Here is a 17,693-nt window from a genome sequence, read left to right as displayed (position 1 = left end):
TTCAGCTCAGTTCTCAATTCACGCGGCGCCCGACGCCTTGCCAGTAGCGTTCGCGCACGATCTTGCGGGCCAGCTTGCCGCTGGCGTTCTTGGGCAGCTCGGCGACAAAGTCCACCGAGCGCGGCGACTTGTAGTCGGCTATGCGCTCGCGGCAGTGCGCGATCAGCTGCTGGGCGGTGGCCTCGCGCCCGGGGCGCAGCGTGACCACGGCCTTGACGCTTTCACCCCAGGTGTCGTCCGGCACACTGATGACGCACGCTTCCAGCACGTCGGGGTGCTGGTACAGCGTGGCTTCCACCTCGGTCGGATAGACGTTGAAGCCGCCGGAGATGATCATGTCTTTCTTGCGGTCGACCAGGTACAGGTAACCGGCCTCGTCCACGCGCGCCATGTCGCCGGTGTGCAGCCAGCCGTCGATGACGGTCTCGCGCGTCAGCGCGGGCTCGTTGAAGTAGCCGTGGAACACGTCTTCGCCGCGGATCACCAGTTCGCCGATCTCGCCCACGGCAACCTCCTTGCCTTGCTCGTCGACCACGCGCACTTCGGTCTCGCCGAGGGCGCGGCCGCAGGAGGCCAGGCGCTCAGGGTGGTTGGCGATGGCGTCGGCATGGTCGGCGGTGGACAGGCGCGTCACGCCGGAGGTCGATTCGCTGGCGCCATAGCCCTGCGACAGGATCGGGCCGATGCGTTCCCAGGCCTCGCAAATGCGTGCCGGCGCCATCGGCGCGGCACCGTAGGCCAGGGTCTTCAGGCTGGACAGGTCGGCCTGCGCCAGCGTGGGCTCGGCCAGCAGCATGTTGATCATGGCCGGGACCATGAACACGTGGGTGATGCGCAGCCGCGCCACCTCCGCCAGGAAGTGCGCGGGCTCGAATTTCTCGAACAGCACCAGCGTGGCGCCCTGGTACAGGTAGGGCTGCATCAGCATGCCGGAGGCGTGCGTGACCGGCCCGATCAGCGCCAGCCGGTCGCCGGGGCGGGCCGGGCGGTCCATGCCGGACACCATCTTGCGCAGCGCCGCCATGCGGTTGCCGTAGCTCTGCATGGCAGCCTTGATCTTGCCGGTGGATCCGGACGAGAAATGCAGCACGGCCAGGTCGTCGGGGGCAGGGGTGATGTCCGGCGGCGTGGTGCCGGCGTTGGCCAGCAGCGCTTCATATTCGACATAGCCCGCCGGCGCATCGCCGATGGCGATAAAGGTCTCGATGCTGCCAAAGCCCGCCGTGGTGCGCGCATAGCCGGTGTAGCCGGGGCCGGCGATCAGCACGCGCGGGGTGCAGTTCTCTACCACGTCGCTGGCCTCGGCCGCGGTGAAGCGCGGGTTGAGCGCCGCCTTGACCAGTCCGGCCTTGTACAGCGCGCATTCCAGTTCGACCAGCTCGGGCCGGTTGCGCGACTGCACCGCCACGCGGTCGCCGGGCTGCAGGCCCAGTGCCAGCAGCGCATTGGCCAGGCGCGTGGAACGTTCGTCCAGCTGGCGATAGGTCACCTCCCGGTCCTGGTAGAGGATGGCGGGCTGGTCGCCCCAGTAGCGCGCGGCGCGGCGCAGGAAATACGCGAAACCCATGCTGTCTCCGTTGATGCTTGATGATCCTGGCGAGCGCTTTTACGTGTGCTCGTGCGCCGTAGTCTGTAAGATGGCAGGCATCACCACAATGACGCGTTGGCTATAAAGTCATAACCATCAGGAATGTGATGCAATGGAGACGCGAGACATCGACTACATCCTCGCCGTGGCGGCGCACGGCGGCATCGGCCGTGCCGCCGACGCGCTGGGGATCAGCCAGCCGGCGCTGACCAAGGCGGTGCAGCGGGTGGAGACGCAGGCGGGGCTGCCGCTGTTCGAGCGCACCGCCAACGGCATGACCGCCACCTACGCAGGCACGCGCTTCCTGGAGCGGGCGCGGCGCATCCAACTGGAATACGAGGACGGCATCAAGGAGATGCTGGGCATCCGCACCGGCGAGCAGGGCATCCTGCGCGTGGGCTATTCGCCGTCGATCCCGGGCAGCATGATCCTTGGCGCTTGCCGGCAACTGGTGCGCGAGCGTCCCGTGGCACGGCTGCGGCTGCGCCGCAGGCTGGCGCGCGACCTGCTGGACCTGCTGGCGGCGGGGGAACTGGATGTGGCGGTGGCGCCGGCGCCTTCGGCAGCCTCATCGACCGGCCTGGCGGTGCAGCCACTCTTTGACGACCGGCTGGTGGTGGTAGCTGACGAAGGCCATGTCTTGCTGCAGCGGCGCAAGCTGCGGCTGGCGGACCTGGCGGACCAGGAATGGCTGCTGCCCGAAGGGCATATCACACTGCGCCAACAGGTCGACGCGGCGTTCCGCCAGCGCGGCCTGCCGGAGCCGCAGCCGCGCATCGAGATCGACTTTGGCAGCAGTTCGCTGTTTGCGCTGATGCAGGGTACGCAGATGCTGAGCATCGCCAATGAAGGCGGCGATGCCATGCAGCACGGCCTGCGCGTACTGCCGCTGGGCGTGGAGGAGCTGGACCTGCGCCGTAACATCGGCGTGATCTCGCGCGAGGGCGCCTACCTGTCGCCGCTGGCGCAGCGCCTGACGGTGCTGCTGCGCGAGCACAGCCGCTGAGCCGTCAGGCCCCGGGGGGGAAGCGACTACTGCAGCGGGATCTTCGCCACCGCCGCCAGCCGCTTCCAGCGCTGGATCTCGTCCTTCTGGTACTGCAGCATCTCGGCCGGCGACGACAGGATCAGCTTGGTCGACTGGCGCGTGTAGTACTCGCGCACGTCGGGCGCGTTGCCGGCCTGCGCAAACAGGTCCAGCAACCGCTTCACCACCGCCGGCGGGGTCTTTGCCGAGACCGCCGCGGCCACCCAGTTGTAGGCCAGGAAGTCCGGCAGGCCGGCTTCGACGATGGAGGGCACGTCCGGCAGCAGCGGCGAGCGCTGCGGCGCGGTGTAGGCCAGCGCGCGGACCTTACCGCCACGGACCAGTTCGATGGCGCCGGTGGCATCCACCACGGCGAAGTCGACATTGGCCGCCATCACGCCGTTGATGGCATCGCCCGCGCCCTTGTACGGCACGGCAGTGGTCTTGATGCGGGCCAGTTCGTTGAGCCACTCGGAGTAGAGCGTGTAGGAGATCGAGCCCGTGCCGTAGTTGAGCGCGCCGGGGCGCTTGCGGGCATCTTCCAGCAGCTCCGTCAGCGTGCGGTAGGGCGAGCTTGCCGGCACGATGATCACGCATGGCCCGCGCGACAGCAGCGTGATCGGCACGAAATCCGTCAACGGGTCATACGGCAGCTTGCGGAAGGTGGCGGCATTGGTCGACAGCGTGGAATTGCTGCCGATAAAGACGGTGTAGCCGTCGGCCGGCGCGTTCAGCGCGGTCTGCACGCCGATAAAGCCGTTGCCGCCGGGCTTGTTCTCCACCACCACGCCCTGGCCGGTCAGCTCGCCGATCTTCTTGGCGAACATGCGCGCGGTGGTGTCGGTGCCGCTGCCGGAAGGGAAGGGCACGATAAAGCGGATCGGGCGGGCAGGAAAGGCGTCGGCGGACTCTGCGGCGGGCGCCGCCAGCGGCGTAGCGGTGCCGATGGCCGCCAGCGCGGCGGCAGCCAGTCCGAGGAAGCGGCGGCGGGAACGGAAAGCCTGTTGCATGGTGTCTCCTGAGCGTGGAAAGCCCGGCGTGTTCCCGCCGGTGCAAGGGGATAAACGGGGGGGCTTTAGCGGCGCAGCCCGAGCAGGTCGCGGGCGATGACCCAGCGGTGCACCTCGCTGGGCCCTTCGTAGATGCGCATCAAACGGGTCTCGTTGGCCATCTGCTGCAGCGGCAGCTCCTTGGTCATGCCCATCGCACCGAAGGTCTGCATGGCGTGGTCGATCACGTCCCAGGCCATCTCGGTGGCGAATACCTTGATCATCGATACCTGCGTGCGCGCCTCGTCGCCGGCGTCGATGCGGCTGGCGGCTTCGTAGGTCATCAGGCGGCAGGCGTGGATGCGCGTGGCGGCGTCGGCCACCCACCACTGGATCGCCTGGCGCTGCGCCAGCGGCGCGCCGAAGGTCTGGCGCTGCGGCGCGTACTCGCAGATCATGTCCAGTGCCCGCTGCGCCCGGCCGATGCACCACGCGGCCATCTGCACGCGGCGCGTGGACAGCCGCGCCTGCATCGGCGCAAAGCCCTGGCCCTCGGTGCCCAGCAGCTGCGCGGCGGGGATGCGGCAGTCTTCCAACACCACCTCGTAAGTCGATGCGCCGCCGATCATCGGGATGCGGCGCTCCACCTTGAAGCCCGGCGTGCCGCGCTCGACGATAAAGGCCGAGATGCCGCCGCGCGCACCCCTGGCCTTGTCGGTTACGGCCATGACGATGGTCCAGTCGGCGCGTGCTGCGCGGCTGATCCAGATCTTGCGGCCGTTCAGCACCCATTGGTCGCCGTCGCGTTCGGCGCGCGTGGTCATCATGGCGGGGTCGCCGCCGGCGCCGGGTTCGGAAATGGCGATGGCCGACACGGTCTCGCCGCGCGCGTAAGGGGCCAGGTAGCGCTCACGCTGGGCCTCGCTGGCGCTCAGCATCAGCATGCGCAGGTTGGGCGAGTCCGGCGGCAGTTCGTAGGGCGTGATGGTCTTGCCAAGTTCTTCGTTGACGCCCACCATCGCCACCGTGGGCAGGTCGGCGCCGCCCATCTCCGTGGGCGCATCCAGGCCCCACAGGCCCAGTTCGCGCGACATCGCATCAAGCCGCGCGTGCTCTTCCGGCAGCAGCGTCATCTGCCCGCCGGCGGCTTCGCGCGCCAGCACCGCGGGTTCCAGCGGGATCAGCTGGTCGCGCACAAAGCGCGCGACCAGGTCCTTGAGCATCCCGTGTTCTTCGTCCAGTTCAAAGTTCATGCCTGTCTCCTGCTGATTCGTTATCGTTGGCTGACGCCGTGCGCGAGGCCCAGCTCCTGCAGGACTTCGGCGGTGTGTTCGCCCAGCCCCGGCGCATGACGGCGCAGCGACAGCGGCGTGGCCGAGAAGCGCGCGGCGGGGCGCACTTCGCGCAGCGGGCCTTCGGTGGGGTGCTGCGTTTCCTGGAACAGGCCGACGGCGCGCAGGTGCGGATGCTCGACCAGTGCGTCCAGGCCATAGATCGGCGTGGCGGGGATGTCGAGCGACTCGAACAACGCCATCCATTCGTCGGTAGTGCGCGCCGGCGTCAGCTCGGCCAGGTGACCGTACAGCGCGCGGATATTGGCGTTGCGCTGCGCGCGGTCGGCCACTTCGTAGCGCTCGGCCAGGTCGTCGCGGCCCACCGCGCGGAAGAAGGCTTGCCAGTGGCGCTCGGTGTAGGGCAGGGCGCAGATCCAGCCGTCTCGGGTCGGCGCGGGGCGGCGCCCGCCTTGCAGCAGGCGGGCGTAGCCGGCACCGGCCGGCGCGGGCTCGAAGGTCAGGCCGCCCAGGTGCTCGGCCATCACGAACGCGGTCATGGTCTCCAGCATCGGCACCTCCACCGACTGGCCGACGCCATGGCGCTCGCGGTACAGCAGGGCTGCCAGCACGGCGTTGGCCAGGGCCAGCCCGGTGGTCTTGTCGGCGATCAGGCTGGGCACGTACTCGGGGCGATCGCCGGTGGTGGAACCCAGCGCGACCAGCCCGCAGCCGGCCTGGATGATGTCGTCGAAGGCCGGCTTGTCGCAGTGCGGGCCGTCCTGGCCGAAGCCGGTGGCCACGCAGTAGACGATGCGCGGGTTGATGCGCGCCACCTCGGCATAGCCGAAGCCCAGCCGCTCGATCGCGGCTACGCGCATGTTGTGCACCAGCACGTCGGCGCTGGCGATCAGCCCGCGCAGCGCCTCGGCGCCCTCGGGGGTCTTCAGGTCGAGCACGACCGAGCGCTTGTTGCGGTTCAGCGCCAGATAGATCGAGCTCATGCCGGCATGCTGCGAGACGCCGTTGGCGCGCATCAGGTCGCCTTCAGGCCCTTCGATCTTGATCACGTCGGCGCCAAAGTCGGCCAGCACCTGCGTGGCCAGCGGCCCGAGCACGACCGCAGTGAGGTCCAGCACGCGGATGCCGTCCAGCGGGCCGGCCGGCGTGGTGCGGGTGTCTTGTTCGTTCATCGGGCCCACTCCTTCAACGGCGCTTGAAAGCAGGGGCGCGGCGCGCGGCCATGGCGGCGACACCCTCGCGGAAGTCCTCGCTGCGGAACTGTCCGTGCTGGATTGCCAGTTCGCGCTGGTTGATCTCGGCGATGCGGTCGGCAAGCCCTTCGCGCAGCGTGGCGCGCGTGGTTTCCACGGCCAGCGGGGCGGAGGCGGCGATCTCTTGCGCCAGGGCCATGGCGCGGGCATTGACCTGCGCCTTTTCCACCAGTTCGTCGGCCAGGCCGATCTTGACGGCGTCGGTGCCGGTGATGCGCCGGCCGGTGTAGAAGAGCAGCGCGGCCTGCTGCTCGCCCACCAGGCGCGGCAGCGTCAGGCTCATGCCGAAACCGGGGTGGAAGCCCAGCCGGTTGAAGTTGGCGCTGAAGCGCGCCTCGGCGCAGGTCACGCGGAAGTCCGCCACCAGCGCCAGCCCCATGCCGGCGCCGATGGCGGCGCCTTCCACCGCGGCCACGATCGGCTTGCGGTTGCGGTAGAGCCTCATCGCATGCGCGTAGAAGCCGCCCGGGTCGTTGGCGACCGCGCCCTGGTCGGCGCCGCTGAAGTCGGCGCCGGCGCAGAACGCGCTGACGCCGGACGCCAGCACGATGGCGCGGCAGTTCTCGTCGTCGTCCAGCGCCTGCAGGGTGTCGGCCAGGCGCCGCATGATGTCGGCATCGACAAAATTGTGCGGCGGGCGGGACAGGACGATGCGGGCTACGTGGCCTTCATGGGTGACCTGGATATCGGCGTCGGTTGACATGCGGGGCGCTCCTCTGTGGTGGATCGGCTCGGGGCCGGGATGCACACAGTATTCGCGCCGCGCGGCCGTACCGCTATACTCGAATTTCACTAACTGAAATTACTGACAATGCCGGACGTCGTGCTGCCAGAGCCCTCCACCCGCCGCGTCACGCACCAGACCGGCCGCTTTACCCGCGACACCACGGGCAGCCAGTCGCTGGAGCGCGGGCTGGTGCTGCTGCGGGCCTTCCGTGTTGGCACCACCAGCCTGACCAATGCTGAGCTGGCGGTACGCACCGGACTGCCGCGCCCCACCGTCAGCCGGCTGACGCGCTCGCTGGTGGATGCCGGCTTCCTGCGCTATGACGTGAACGAACGCGCCTACCGGCTGGCGCCGGTGGTGCTGAGCCTGGCCGATGCCTTCCACCAGTCCAGCCGCGCGCCGGACATTGCATTGCCGCTGATGCGCAAGGTGGCCGAGGCCGGCAAGGTCAACGTGGGGCTGGCCGTGGGCGACCAGCTGGAGATGGTGTACCTGGCGTCGATCCGGCACAGCCGCGACAGCGTGTCGCGCACGCGGCGCGTGGTGCCGGGAACGCGCGTGCCGATGGAGATGACGGCGATCGGGCTGTCATGGCTGGCGGCGCAGCCTGAGGGGGTGAGGGAGGATCTGCTGGCCGGCATCGCCGCGCGCCAGGGCGAGGCCTGGACCGGCATGCGGGCGCAGGTGCTGCGCGGCATTGCGCAGGCGCAGCGGCACGGCTATTGCACGGCGGCCTACCAGCCCGGGCACCTGCTGGCCGTGGGGGCCGCATTCTCCGGGCCGGACCAGCAGCTGTACGGGCTCAATATCAGCTTCCCGTTCAACGAGAGCGAGCGCAGCCGCGACAATGCCCGCTATGCGGCCCAACTGGCGCGGCTGGTGGCGGACATCCAGGAGGCCTGGCGCCGCGCGGCAGGATAATCGGGCTCAGTACACCGACGGCATGCCTGCGGGCCGGTTCTTGAAGCGCCGGTGGATCCAGTAATACTGCTCCGGCATGGTGGCGATCTGGGTTTCGAGGAAGGCGTTCATGCGGCGCGAATCTTCCTCGACGCTGCCCGAGGGGAACCCTTCCAGCGGGTCGAATATGCGCAGCCGGTAGCCGCGGTAGTCGGGCAGCACTTCGGTGGTGAAGGGCACCACGCGCGCGCCGGTCATGCTGGCCAGGCGCGAGGCCGAGGTCAGCGTGCAGGCCGGCACGCCAAAGAACGGCACGAACACCGAATCGTTGATGCCGAAATCCATGTCCGACGCCAGCATCACCGGGCAGCCGGCGCGCAGCGTGCGCACCACCTGCTTGCCGCTGCCGCTGCGCGGGATCATCTCGGCGCCAAAGCGCCCGCGCTGCGTGCGCGAGATTTGTTCCAGCATCGGGCTGGACATCCTGGTGTACAGCGAGGCCACCGGGTGGCGCATCGAATAGAACATGCAGCCGGCCTCGATGCCGACGAAATGGAAGCCCATGAAGATGGTCGGATGCTCCGCGCACGAGGCCAGGTCGATGCGCGAGTCCAGTTCCACCAGCTTGCCCAGGCGTTCGGCGCTGCCGAACCACTGCACGCCGCGCTCCAGGTAGCTGCGCAGGACGTGGCCGAAGTGGTTCCGTGCCAGCTTGTCCCGCGTGTCTGCATCCATGTCTGGGAAGCACAGGGACAGGTTGGTATGGACAATGCGCCGGCGGCGGCTGGGGATGCGATACAGCAGCTTGCCGATCGCATCGCCCAGGCGTGCGGTGACACCGTACGGCAGGGCGGCGACGAGCTTGAAGACTGCGATGGTGAGCGCGGCCTGGAGCCGGTTTTTCATGAAGATCCTAGGGAGCGGCAGCGGCGGCTGGGGCAATGGCCCTGGGCAGGCGGCTGCGCGGCAATAATTCGGGCGGTGTGCCGGCCGGAAAGGGGCGGCGTGAGTGCGCTGTGGGTCGCTGCGCAAGCGGTCTCCGAAGGGCGCACTGTAGCACGATGGCCGCTGCCCGGCGATGACGGTTACTACCAGTAGCAAACAGAGCGAGATTATTGCAGCGCCTGGGAGATTCCGCGGAAATGCCCTGGCAGGGGCAGAACATTTCCGACTGTGCCGGGTGCGATCCGGAGAAAGGAAAATGACACTGAATAATACGCGCAGGCGGCATCGCCACGCCTGCAATAATGGCCGGCGGGATTATCAGCCAGGCATTGCTCAGGGCTTTTTCAACTCGCCCAGATAGTAATTGACCTCGGCAAGCAGGGCGCGGTGGAATTCCGCCGGCAGGACATGGTCGTCGGTCAGCGACATCAACTGGTTGATGCGCTGGCGGAAGCGCTGCTCGGCGCTGGCGCGCGCCGCCGGCGGCAGGCCCGTGGTCAGCGAGCACAGCAGCTCGCGCATCACCAGCAGGCGCGCGCCGTACTGGATCATGGCATCGCCTTGTGTCTTGAGGTTTTGCGCCAACTGTTCCGGCATCGTCTTGCCCGGCTCGCCAGGCGCGGCCGGCGCGGGAGCTTCGATGGCGTTGTGTTGGTCATTCTTGTCGGGCGCGGCCGCGCCGGTCTTTTTTCCAAGCATAGTGATCCTGAACATGGGCGAGGCTCCCTGATACAAGCGGGGCCGGCCTGAAACGCCGGCGGCCTGGATGGCAGAAGCACTCATCATGGAAGCCTGCCGTGCACCGGACTGTGCGGCGGCAGACACTGGGACGCCGTGCGCGGCGTCAGCCGGCCAACGCAGCCGGCGCGGTTTTGCGGCACTTGCCTGCGCGCGCCGGCGGCAGGCATAGCCCGCAGACGTACCGGTGGCGCGCATCGTCGGCCTGCACGACATACTCACCCCGGCAGTCCCTGCAACGCGCCAGCCGCAGCATGCCGCGCTCATAGAAGCGCACCAGCGTCCAGGCGCGGGTAAAGCTCAGCTGCGAGGCCTCGCCGGTGGCGCACAGCTCTTCGCGGTACATGCGGTAGCTGGACAAGACCGCGCGGATCCCGTCCAGGCTGCCGCGGCTGGTCATGAAGCGGTAGGCGCCAAGCAGCATCGAGGCATGGGCATTCGGGCGCCAGGAGACAAACCAGTCCGTGGAGAACGGCAGCATGCCCTTGGGCGGCGACACCCCGCACAGCTCCTTGTACAGCCGGATCAGCCGCACGCGTGGCAGCGACACTTCGGATTCCAGCACCTGCAGGCGGGCGCCCAGGCCGATCATCTCGATTGCCAGGCGAATCTGCTCCACATCCTGCAGCGTGCTCTTGCCGGGACGAGGGGGCCTGGCGCGCGGAACCGGGGGTGGTGAGCCGGCCACAGCCGTGCCGGCGATATCGTGTGCATCCATGAGTCTCCTCCTGGAGATATATCGGAATGGGCGCGGGCAAAGTGCCGGTTGCTGATCCGGCTTGCCCGGGCCTGTCACCGATAATCATGACCCGGCGTGTCATCGTGCGCGGCACGGTTTCTCGCGGGTCCGGGGCTCAGGTTTCTCGTAGTCGAGGAGGATTTTTGGATCGATCGGGGAGTTATAACCATAACATGCATCAACAATCATATTTCCGCGATTATTGTGTGTCATGTACGGCGCCTGGATTTGACCGTCCCCACCCTGGTGTAGGAGAAGTGCCCGCACGCTATCGGACTGACGCCGATTTCAATGGCAGGCCGATGGACTACGCTGCAAGAACACCAACGACGGAGCGACCCATGGCTGCGAACTTCCTGATCAGGCAGACGGCGCAAGGCTGGGAACTGACGGTCGAAAGTGCCCGCAAGGGCCTGGTGCACTGCGAGGATCGCGAAATCGCCGTCAACATCGGCATGGCTGCGGCCAGGCGGCGTGGCGTCGCGCTGATCGTGCAGGAGGAAGAGGGCGGCAACGACACCTCGCGCGGCATCTCACCACTGGCTGCCTGAACGGGCCCGCCCCGCCCCATAGCGCGGTACGGCCCCGGCATGCCATCAGAACACCCCAAGCCCCAATCCCGCTGCCAGGCCCTCACCCAACTCCGCGCAACGCGCCAGGTCCCCGGCTTCGATTTGCTTGGGCGCAAGGATGCGCTCAGGCGTCTGCGCATGCGTACAGACGATCAGCCCCGGCGCAATGCAGTTGAGCCGCCAGCCGGTGGCGATGCGGTCGATCTGGCGCAGCGCATTCTCGCCATCGCTGCCGGCGCAGATCATGGTGGCGTAGGGGCGGCCGTTGATGCGGTCCAGCGCGGCGTAATAGCAGCGGTCGAAGAAGTCCTTCATCATCCCTGCCATGGCGGCCAGGTTCTCTGGCGTGGCGAAGAGATAGCCGTCGGCGGCAAGGACATCGTCCGGGCCGGCCTCGGCAGCCGTCTTCAGCACGACCGTGACGCCGGGCTGCTGACGGGCCGCGTCAGCGGCGGCCTCGGCCATCTGCCGGGTGCCTCCGGTCATGGTGTGATAGACGATCAGCAGCGTTTTCATGCTTGCGTGGGGGCGGTGTGCCGTACGCTAAAGACTGTATCACGCAGGCCGGCGACGACAGTTATCGTAGAATCCGGGGCAGCCATCCTGCGCGCCCGGCGCACGTGCCACCCCTCCATGCCGAAAGCCAAAGCCCCCGCCCTTGACCGCTCCGCCAGCGAGCAGGCCATCCAGTTGCTGGATGCCGCCACCGATCATGTTCTTGCCAATGGCCTGGGCGATCTCTCCTTGCGCAGTGTGGCGGACGCGCTCGGCACAAGCCACCGCATGCTGATCTACTACTTCGGCTCCGGGGATGGCTTCTGGCAGGCACTGTTGCATCGCATCCGCCATGCGGAGCAGGCCGCCCGCCAGCGCGTGATGGTGGAAGGCATGGCTCCCGAAGCCGCGATGGAGGCGGCATGGGAGCGCTATTCCGCTCCAGCCTACCTGCCGATCATGCAGCTGATGTTCGAGATCTACGGCAAGGCCATCCGCGACCGCGAGCGCTTCAGCGGCTTTCTGGAAGACGTCGTCGGCAGCTGGACAACCACGCTGGCGGCGCGCCTGCAGCGCGACCTCGGCCTTGGCGCTGCCGAGGCCGGGCTGCGCGCGCGGGTGGAACTTGCCACCATGCGTGGGCTGCTGCTGGACCTGGTCACCACGGGTGACCGCAAGGGCACGACGGCCGCGCTGAAGTACTTCGCCGCCAGGATGGCGGTGCCTCCCCAAACCGGCAAGTAACGGTTTCTTCCGCGGAAATCCGCGTAAACCCCGATTTTTCCCATTCGTGTACCACATGGTACATTGCATCCCACGCCTTCGCGAACGAGGCGAATCGTGACAAACCAACAGGGTGCAATATGGATCGGCGACAACTACTGGCCTGGGTGGCCGGGACTGCGGTGGCGATGGCGCTGCCAGGGATCGGGCAGGCGCAAACCTTCCCTTCGAAGCCCGTGCGGCTGGTGCTGCCGCAGGCCGGCGGCACCGGCAATGATGTGCTGGCGCGCGCGCTCGCGGAAAAGCTCAGCCGTGCCTGGAACCAGCCGGTGGTGGTGGAGAACAAGCCCGGGGCAAACGGGATGCTGGCGATCAGCTATGTGATCGGGCAGCCCGCCGACGGCTACACGCTGTTCTTCGCCGGCGTTTCCAACCTGAGCTTCAATCCCTTCCTGTATCCGAAGCTGCCCTACAACCCGGGCCGGGACCTGACCGGCGTGGCGATGCTCGCCAACTCGCCCTTTGTCTTTGTCGCGGCACCGTCGCTCAAGGCCGATACGTTCCAGGATTTCGTGCGGATGGCCAAGGCTCGCCCCGGCGAGATCAGCTTCGCGTCGGGCGGCATCGGCAACTCCACCCACCTGGCGATGGAACTGGTCGCACAACGCACCGAAGTCCGGCTGCAGCACGTGCCGTTCAACGGCGGCGGTGGCTCGACCAGCCTGATGAACGGGCAGACCCCGGTGATGATGAATGTGCTCGCGGGCGTGCAGCCTTACATCGCCGGCAAGAAGCTGGTACCGCTGGCGGTCACCGGCGACAAGCGGCAGCCGGCCTTGCCCGCGGTGCCCACCTTCAAGGAGCTTGGCTATGACGTGCAGGTACCCGGGTGGTACGCGATCGTGGCCCGCTCAGGCACGCCTGCAGGCGTTATCCGCAAGGTCAATGCCGACATCAACCAGATCCTGGACGACCCGCAATTCCAGGAGAAGCTTGCCTTCCAGTTCCTGGATGCAATCAAGGGGCCGCCGTCCGAGGTGGAGCGCCATATGAAGCGCGACGCCGATACCTGGGGCCCGATCATCCGCAACCTTGACATTTCTCTTTGAGGACCGCTGCCATGGCACATCTCACCAAGGCCGTACACGACTATCGCCTGGCGGCGATGCACAGGCTGATGGACAAGCTGCGCGTCGATGCGCTGGTGTTCGGCACGCCAGACTTCTTCCAGTACGCCACCAACTTCCAGCTCGATGTCTGGCCGTGGGAGCGCCCGGTGTTCGTGGTGGTGCCGCGCAATGGCGACACCTTCGCGGTCATGAACGAGCTGTCGACCAACCATATGCGCTTTGCGACCGAGAAGGGCACGGTCTGGCTTGCCGATATCACCTACTATTCCGAGCATCCCCGTGTCTCGAACCGCCTGCCGCTGCCCGCGCAGCTGCCGGAAGTGGTTGCTGCGCTGCTGGGGGCCAGGGGGCTCGGCATGTCGCGGATTGCGGTCGACGTCCAGCATCCGATCCTGGCGGGTGCGCAGCGCTACCTGCCTGAACTCACGCTGCGGCCCGCCATGGCGGAGATGCGCAGCCTGCGCTGGGTCAAGCATGCGGAGGAGCTGCAGGTCATGCGCGAGCTCGGTGCGCTGACGGACTGGGTGCAGGATCGCTACCGCGAGAACTTCCGGCCAGGGCGGCTGGTGCAGGAGCTCGACCACGCCATGGCGGCGCTGATGTCAGAGGAGGCGGCGCGGCGCTTTCCGGGCGAGGATTTCGATATCCTCAAATGCTGGACGCTGACCGGGCCGGCTTCGGCATCGCCGCATGGCGATGGCGCCGGATGCGGCGCACGGATCTGCGCTGGCGACACCATCGTCAACCTGGTGCTGCCGCGCCTGAACGGGCTTTATGTCGAGAACGAGCGCACCTGGTTTTGCGGGCGCCCTGGCGGCGAGCAGGCGCGGCTCTACCAGGTTGCGGCAAAGGCCACCGACGCTGCCGTTGCGGCGGCGGTGGTGGGCAAGCGCGTCTGCGACATGGATGCGGCCGCGCAGGCTGTGATCGAGCAGGCCGGCTGCGGGGACTACGTGTTCCATCGCACTGGCCACGCGGTCGGGCTGATGCTGCACGAATACCCGGAGGACATGGCGTTCAATACCCGTCCGCTGCTTGCGGGAGAGGTGTATTCGGCGGAGCCGGGTCTCTATGTCTATGGTCTCGGCGGCTTCCGGCTGGACGATACCGTGGTGGTTGGCGACCAGCCGGAAGTCATCATCAAGACGCCGAAGACGCTGGAATTCGCCACCGTGGACTAGGCGCCAGCCGCGTAGCTCAGTCGAGCGTCACTCCCGTATCCGCCGTCAGTTTCAGAACCACTGGCAAGTAGGCCTTGTATGCGGCCTCCGCCTGCGCCGGCGTATTGCCGAGCGGTTCCGCGCCCATGTCCACGATGCGCCGCTGCATGTCGGCGCTGGCGACCAGGCTGGCGGTCTCGCGGCCCAGGCGGTCGATGATGCCCTGCGGCGTCTTCGCGGGCGCCATCAGCGTGATCGGGCCGGTCAGCCGGAACGGGTCGTCGGCGTAGCCGGCCTCGGCGAAGGTCGGCACGTCTGGCAGGCCCTGTGCGCGGCGCGTGCCGGTGACCGCGAGGGGCCGCAGCTTGCCGGTGACGAAGTGCTGCTTGAGTGCGGTCACGGAGCCCACCGTCACGTTGACCTGGCCGGCCAGCAGGTCGGTCACCATCGGCCCTTCGCCGCGGTAGGGCACGTGCAGCATGTCCGCCTGGTATTGCCTGGCGAGGTAAGTCTGGATGGTATGTGGCTGCGTGCCCGGGCCCCACGACCCCATGCGCAGCTTGCCGGGCGACGCCTTGGCATAGGCCAGCAGTTCGGCAACGGTCTTGGCCGGCACGCTGCTGTTGACCGCCAGCACGGTGCGCGCGGTGGCGATGTCGGAGATCGGGCGCAGTTCAGTGCGCGGATCGTAGGGCAGCTTCTTGTACAGCGCCAGGTTGGACGTGATCGGGCCGGGAATGGTCATCAGCAGCGTATAGCCGTCAGGCGCCGACTTGGCGACATAGTCGGTGCCAATGATGCCGCCGGCGCCGCCCTTGTTCTCCACCACCACCGTCTTGCCGAGCTGGCGCGACAGGCCATCGCCGATGGTGCGCGCCAGCGTGTCGGTCAGCCCGCCCGGCGGGTAGGCAACGATCAGGTGGATGGACTTGGCCGGGTAGGCGCCCTGTGCGCCGGCCGGCGTGGGCGTGGCGGCCAGGGCCAGCAAGGTGAGCAGGGGCAGGGCGGCTTGCAGCAGCGGGCCGCGCAGCAGGGGGGCAGCGGTCATCATGATGGCGTTGTTTCCTTGGGATGGATGGTCACGTGTTGCCCTACGTCGAAGGGGATGTCTCACTCCAGCTTGATGCCGCGCGCCTTGATCAGCTTGCCCCATTTGCCGATTTCCTGGTCGATGAAGGCGGAAAACGCGCTGCCCGGCTCTGGCTGCGGCTCAAGCCCCAGCCCCAGCAGCTTCTTGCGGATCTCGGCATCGGCCAGCACGGCCGATGCCTCGCGGTTCAAGCGCTCGGAGACGGCGGGCGGCGTGCCGGCCGGCGCGACCAGGCCGAACCAGCCGTAGCCGACCATGCCCGGGTAACCCTGCTCGGCAAAGGTGGGCGCATCCGGATAGACCGGCGAACGCTGTTCCGAGGCCACTGCCAGCACACGCAGCTTGCCGGCCTTGATAAAGGGCAGCGCCGAGGTGATGGCGGTCAGGGTGGCGTCCGCGCGGCCGGCCAGCAGTTCGGTATAGGCGGTGGCGTCGCCGCGGTAGTGGACATTCAGCAGCTTGAACTTGCCGACCTGCCCGAACAGTTCGGCGGTCAGGTGCGGGCCCGAGCCTGCGCCCGGGGAGGCCAGCGTCACGCCATCCGGCTTGTCCCGGGCCATGCGCACGAAGTCGGACACGGTGCGAGCCGGCGAGCTGGCATTGACGATCAGGAAGACCGGCCCCAGCACTCGCGGCCCCACTGGCACGAAGTCCTTGTGGACGTCGTAGCGCTGAGCGATGCCTGCCGCGGTATTGATGGCGAAGGGCGCGGCGGCCCACAGCAGCGTGTAGCCGTCCGGCGCGGCATGGGCCACCTGCTCGGTGGCCAGGCGCGTGCCGGCGCCAGGCTTGTTCTCCACCACCACCTGTTGGCCAAGCTTGTGGCCAAGTGCCTCGGCAAGAATGCGGGCAGAGATGTCATTGGAGCCGCCAGCGCCATATGGCGACACCAGCTTGACCGGCCGCGACGGATACGTTTGCGCCTGCGCGGGGCTGGCCAGGCACAGCATCGCCAGGCCGGCCGTCAGCACGGCCCGGGCGAAGATTGAGGTCCGATTCATGATGCTTCCTTCATGCGGCGGATGGGTGGATAGCGGAAGGTGCGTTCCAGGTGCGTGATACCGGGCACGTAGAGACGCAACGCTACATAGAACGGCTCCGCGGGTGCCGGCAGCCAGTTACCGGCCAGGGCGTTCTCCGAAGGGGGCTGCGCGCCCAGCACGATGCGCAGGCTGCCATCGGGCGCCGAGCGCAGGGCCGGCGAGCGGTCGCCCAGCGAGTAGCGCTGCAGGGGGTTCTCGACCAGCATGCAGTCCGATTTGCGGTACATGGTCAGCGACCAGAATGCGCCCGCCTGGGGTAGTCCTTGCGGGGGAAACACCAGTTCATACTGGTGCGTGCCGTCCAGCGGCAAGCCGTCGCCATCGCAATCGGCCATCAGGTACATGGCTTCCTCAACGCCTAGCGCACCAATGTAGTTGCGCGCCACTTCGGCGCGTAGAGCGTAGTGGGTGCCGAACGAGGTGCGGATTTCCACCGGCAGGAACCAGCCGCCGCCCAGCGCGGAGGCCCTGGGCGCGGCCAGTTCCGCGTCGACCTGCGTCAGCGCGGTGGCCAGTGCCGCGCGCTGTGCCACGGTCAGCGGCGCATTGCTGCCGATGCCGGCCGGGGCAAAGGCGCGGACCAGTTCGGCTTCGGCGGCGGGTGGCGGGTTCTCGCGCAGCATGCGGGTGACGACGGCGGCGTAGCGGTCGGGATCGGCTGGCCGCCCGCCGGCTTGCATGCCAGCATCGAATACGGTTGCTGCGCTGGTGCCGTCTGGCCGGCGCAGGCGGATGCCGTCCTGCAGGGCATGTGCACCCGGCAAATCGGCTTCGCCATCGGCCAGGACGCGGCCGATGATCCAGACCGCGTCGGTGGGACAGGGCAGCGGCGTTGCGCCGGCCGGCACCTCGCCGCGCCAGGCTGGCCCATGCAGCAGCCACGTGCCGCCTTGAGTGCCGGTGGTGCGGGTGCCGATATAGCCGAACGGGTTGGTATAGGCGTCTAGCAGGCCGAGCACGTAGTAGCGGCCGTGGCAGTCGGGCACATCGAGCAGCAGCGGACCGCCGGACAGGTCGAGCCACGCATTGGTGTAGAGCGTGTCGTTGTTCGGCGTGACGACCTGCCGGTGCTGCGGGCCGAGCAGCGCGCGCACATGCGTGACGGTGTTGATCCAGCGCAGTGTGGAATCGGGCCCGTCGCCGGCAAAGACCCCGGCGCCATCGCGGCGCGGGCAGGTGGCGGCGCGCATGCGCGCCATCTCGTACAGCGGCAGCGTGTAGCGCACCGCGTCGCACGCCAGTGTGCCGAGCTGGTTGTCGTGGGGCTCCATGGCGTGCTCCA

At 67.9% G+C, this 17,693-nt stretch carries 18 protein-coding genes; 6 read left to right on the top strand and 12 right to left on the bottom strand.

The genetic code is table 11. From position 1 onward, the window contains the following. Positions 1–13: 13 nt before the first annotated feature. Positions 14–1,567, bottom strand: coding sequence for an AMP-binding protein (locus AC1Q7H_RS22105; RefSeq protein ID WP_153955692.1), 1,554 nt, complete (start codon positions 1,565–1,567; stop codon positions 14–16). Positions 1,568–1,700: 133 nt separating this feature from the next. Between AC1Q7H_RS22105 and AC1Q7H_RS22100 the strand changes: the two genes are divergently transcribed. After that, positions 1,701–2,594 carry a LysR family transcriptional regulator gene (locus AC1Q7H_RS22100; protein ID WP_013952557.1) on the top strand — a complete coding sequence of 298 codons (894 nt, stop codon included), beginning with the start codon at positions 1,701–1,703 and terminating at the stop codon, positions 2,592–2,594. 26 nt (positions 2,595–2,620) lie between these two features. On the opposite strand, the gene AC1Q7H_RS22095 is transcribed toward AC1Q7H_RS22100, so the two are convergent. The 4 genes from AC1Q7H_RS22095 to AC1Q7H_RS22080 form a co-directional block, all read right to left on the bottom strand. Continuing rightward, the gene (locus AC1Q7H_RS22095; protein WP_013952558.1) at positions 2,621–3,625 is read right to left on the bottom strand and encodes a tripartite tricarboxylate transporter substrate binding protein; all 1,005 of its coding nucleotides are present in this window, start codon (positions 3,623–3,625) and stop codon (positions 2,621–2,623) included. 65 nt (positions 3,626–3,690) lie between these two features. Beyond that, positions 3,691–4,857 (bottom strand): acyl-CoA dehydrogenase family protein, encoded by a 1,167-nt coding sequence (locus AC1Q7H_RS22090; protein ID WP_013952559.1) that lies wholly within the window; start codon positions 4,855–4,857, stop codon positions 3,691–3,693. A gap of 20 nt (positions 4,858–4,877) precedes the next feature. Continuing rightward, positions 4,878–6,068 carry a CaiB/BaiF CoA transferase family protein gene (locus AC1Q7H_RS22085; protein WP_013952560.1) on the bottom strand — a complete coding sequence of 397 codons (1,191 nt, stop codon included), beginning with the start codon at positions 6,066–6,068 and terminating at the stop codon, positions 4,878–4,880. Positions 6,069–6,081: 13 nt separating this feature from the next. Continuing rightward, positions 6,082–6,852 carry an enoyl-CoA hydratase/isomerase family protein gene (locus AC1Q7H_RS22080; RefSeq protein ID WP_153955688.1) on the bottom strand — a complete coding sequence of 257 codons (771 nt, stop codon included), beginning with the start codon at positions 6,850–6,852 and terminating at the stop codon, positions 6,082–6,084. A 108-nt stretch (positions 6,853–6,960) separates the two neighbouring features. Between AC1Q7H_RS22080 and AC1Q7H_RS22075 the strand changes: the two genes are divergently transcribed. Beyond that, complete coding sequence (locus AC1Q7H_RS22075) at positions 6,961–7,797, top strand: IclR family transcriptional regulator (protein WP_492381705.1); 837 nt, start codon at positions 6,961–6,963, stop codon at positions 7,795–7,797. A gap of 6 nt (positions 7,798–7,803) precedes the next feature. On the opposite strand, the gene AC1Q7H_RS22070 is transcribed toward AC1Q7H_RS22075, so the two are convergent. The 3 genes from AC1Q7H_RS22070 to flhC form a co-directional block, all read right to left on the bottom strand. Continuing rightward, positions 7,804–8,682, bottom strand: a complete 879-nt coding sequence (locus AC1Q7H_RS22070; protein ID WP_013952563.1) for a lipid A biosynthesis lauroyl acyltransferase — start codon at positions 8,680–8,682, stop codon at positions 7,804–7,806. Positions 8,683–9,054: 372 nt separating this feature from the next. After that, entirely contained in the window at positions 9,055–9,435 is a 381-nt protein-coding gene (locus AC1Q7H_RS22065; protein ID WP_013952564.1) for a hypothetical protein, read from the bottom strand. Between the two features lie 130 nt (positions 9,436–9,565). Beyond that, entirely contained in the window at positions 9,566–10,177 is a 612-nt protein-coding gene (gene flhC / locus AC1Q7H_RS22060) for a flagellar transcriptional regulator FlhC (protein WP_492381704.1), read from the bottom strand. Positions 10,178–10,539: 362 nt separating this feature from the next. Between flhC and AC1Q7H_RS22055 the strand changes: the two genes are divergently transcribed. Then, positions 10,540–10,749, top strand: coding sequence for a transposase (locus AC1Q7H_RS22055; protein ID WP_041228585.1), 210 nt, complete (start codon positions 10,540–10,542; stop codon positions 10,747–10,749). Between the two features lie 45 nt (positions 10,750–10,794). Here AC1Q7H_RS22055 and AC1Q7H_RS22050 read toward each other — a convergent pair whose 3' ends face one another. Further along, positions 10,795–11,286 carry a flavodoxin family protein gene (locus AC1Q7H_RS22050; RefSeq protein WP_013952567.1) on the bottom strand — a complete coding sequence of 164 codons (492 nt, stop codon included), beginning with the start codon at positions 11,284–11,286 and terminating at the stop codon, positions 10,795–10,797. A gap of 117 nt (positions 11,287–11,403) precedes the next feature. On the opposite strand from AC1Q7H_RS22050, the gene AC1Q7H_RS22045 reads away from it, so the two are divergent. From AC1Q7H_RS22045 to AC1Q7H_RS22035, 3 genes are all read left to right on the top strand, one after another. Further along, a complete protein-coding gene (locus AC1Q7H_RS22045) occupies positions 11,404–12,009 on the top strand; it encodes a TetR/AcrR family transcriptional regulator (RefSeq protein WP_013952568.1) in 606 nt (201 codons plus the stop codon). Between the two features lie 119 nt (positions 12,010–12,128). Beyond that, positions 12,129–13,097 carry a Bug family tripartite tricarboxylate transporter substrate binding protein gene (locus AC1Q7H_RS22040; protein WP_492381703.1) on the top strand — a complete coding sequence of 323 codons (969 nt, stop codon included), beginning with the start codon at positions 12,129–12,131 and terminating at the stop codon, positions 13,095–13,097. 11 nt (positions 13,098–13,108) lie between these two features. Beyond that, on the top strand, positions 13,109–14,299 hold the full coding sequence (locus tag AC1Q7H_RS22035) for a M24 family metallopeptidase (protein WP_013952570.1): 1,191 nt from the start codon (positions 13,109–13,111) through the stop codon (positions 14,297–14,299). Positions 14,300–14,315: 16 nt separating this feature from the next. Here the strand turns inward: AC1Q7H_RS22035 and AC1Q7H_RS22030 are convergent, their stop codons facing one another. From AC1Q7H_RS22030 to AC1Q7H_RS22020, 3 genes are read right to left on the bottom strand one after another with little or no spacing between them, the layout of a single operon-like run. Continuing rightward, entirely contained in the window at positions 14,316–15,329 is a 1,014-nt protein-coding gene (locus AC1Q7H_RS22030; protein ID WP_492381702.1) for a Bug family tripartite tricarboxylate transporter substrate binding protein, read from the bottom strand. A gap of 59 nt (positions 15,330–15,388) precedes the next feature. After that, on the bottom strand, positions 15,389–16,369 hold the full coding sequence (locus AC1Q7H_RS22025) for a Bug family tripartite tricarboxylate transporter substrate binding protein (RefSeq protein WP_013952572.1): 981 nt from the start codon (positions 16,367–16,369) through the stop codon (positions 15,389–15,391). Then, the gene (locus AC1Q7H_RS22020; RefSeq protein ID WP_492378668.1) at positions 16,366–17,682 is read right to left on the bottom strand and encodes a DUF1254 domain-containing protein; all 1,317 of its coding nucleotides are present in this window, start codon (positions 17,680–17,682) and stop codon (positions 16,366–16,368) included. The genes AC1Q7H_RS22025 and AC1Q7H_RS22020 overlap by 4 nt, the downstream gene beginning before the upstream one ends. Positions 17,683–17,693 lie beyond the last annotated feature (11 nt).

The sequence above is a fragment of the Cupriavidus sp. GW823-FHT06D04 genome (genome assembly GCF_058795055.1).
This window is presented reverse-complemented; position numbering and strand designations above follow the sequence as displayed.

What these genes read in the sequence shown, in the direction of transcription:
- AC1Q7H_RS22070 (WP_013952563.1), bottom strand. Translation starts at nt 8,682, where the DNA reads ATGAAAAACCGGCTCCAGGCCGCGCTCACCATCGCAGTCTTCAAGCTC.
- AC1Q7H_RS22075 (WP_492381705.1), top strand. Translation starts at nt 6,961, where the DNA reads ATGCCGGACGTCGTGCTGCCAGAGCCCTCCACCCGCCGCGTCACGCAC.
- AC1Q7H_RS22040 (WP_492381703.1), top strand. Translation starts at nt 12,129, where the DNA reads ATGGATCGGCGACAACTACTGGCCTGGGTGGCCGGGACTGCGGTGGCG.
- AC1Q7H_RS22055 (WP_041228585.1), top strand. Translation starts at nt 10,540, where the DNA reads ATGGCTGCGAACTTCCTGATCAGGCAGACGGCGCAAGGCTGGGAACTG.
- AC1Q7H_RS22105 (WP_153955692.1), bottom strand. Translation starts at nt 1,567, where the DNA reads ATGGGTTTCGCGTATTTCCTGCGCCGCGCCGCGCGCTACTGGGGCGAC.
- flhC (WP_492381704.1), bottom strand. Translation starts at nt 10,177, where the DNA reads ATGGATGCACACGATATCGCCGGCACGGCTGTGGCCGGCTCACCACCC.
- AC1Q7H_RS22090 (WP_013952559.1), bottom strand. Translation starts at nt 4,857, where the DNA reads ATGAACTTTGAACTGGACGAAGAACACGGGATGCTCAAGGACCTGGTC.
- AC1Q7H_RS22020 (WP_492378668.1), bottom strand. Translation starts at nt 17,682, where the DNA reads ATGGAGCCCCACGACAACCAGCTCGGCACACTGGCGTGCGACGCGGTG.
- AC1Q7H_RS22080 (WP_153955688.1), bottom strand. Translation starts at nt 6,852, where the DNA reads ATGTCAACCGACGCCGATATCCAGGTCACCCATGAAGGCCACGTAGCC.
- AC1Q7H_RS22030 (WP_492381702.1), bottom strand. Translation starts at nt 15,329, where the DNA reads ATGATGACCGCTGCCCCCCTGCTGCGCGGCCCGCTGCTGCAAGCCGCC.
- AC1Q7H_RS22065 (WP_013952564.1), bottom strand. Translation starts at nt 9,435, where the DNA reads ATGTTCAGGATCACTATGCTTGGAAAAAAGACCGGCGCGGCCGCGCCC.
- AC1Q7H_RS22100 (WP_013952557.1), top strand. Translation starts at nt 1,701, where the DNA reads ATGGAGACGCGAGACATCGACTACATCCTCGCCGTGGCGGCGCACGGC.
- AC1Q7H_RS22035 (WP_013952570.1), top strand. Translation starts at nt 13,109, where the DNA reads ATGGCACATCTCACCAAGGCCGTACACGACTATCGCCTGGCGGCGATG.
- AC1Q7H_RS22025 (WP_013952572.1), bottom strand. Translation starts at nt 16,369, where the DNA reads ATGAATCGGACCTCAATCTTCGCCCGGGCCGTGCTGACGGCCGGCCTG.
- AC1Q7H_RS22095 (WP_013952558.1), bottom strand. Translation starts at nt 3,625, where the DNA reads ATGCAACAGGCTTTCCGTTCCCGCCGCCGCTTCCTCGGACTGGCTGCC.
- AC1Q7H_RS22085 (WP_013952560.1), bottom strand. Translation starts at nt 6,068, where the DNA reads ATGAACGAACAAGACACCCGCACCACGCCGGCCGGCCCGCTGGACGGC.
- AC1Q7H_RS22045 (WP_013952568.1), top strand. Translation starts at nt 11,404, where the DNA reads ATGCCGAAAGCCAAAGCCCCCGCCCTTGACCGCTCCGCCAGCGAGCAG.
- AC1Q7H_RS22050 (WP_013952567.1), bottom strand. Translation starts at nt 11,286, where the DNA reads ATGAAAACGCTGCTGATCGTCTATCACACCATGACCGGAGGCACCCGG.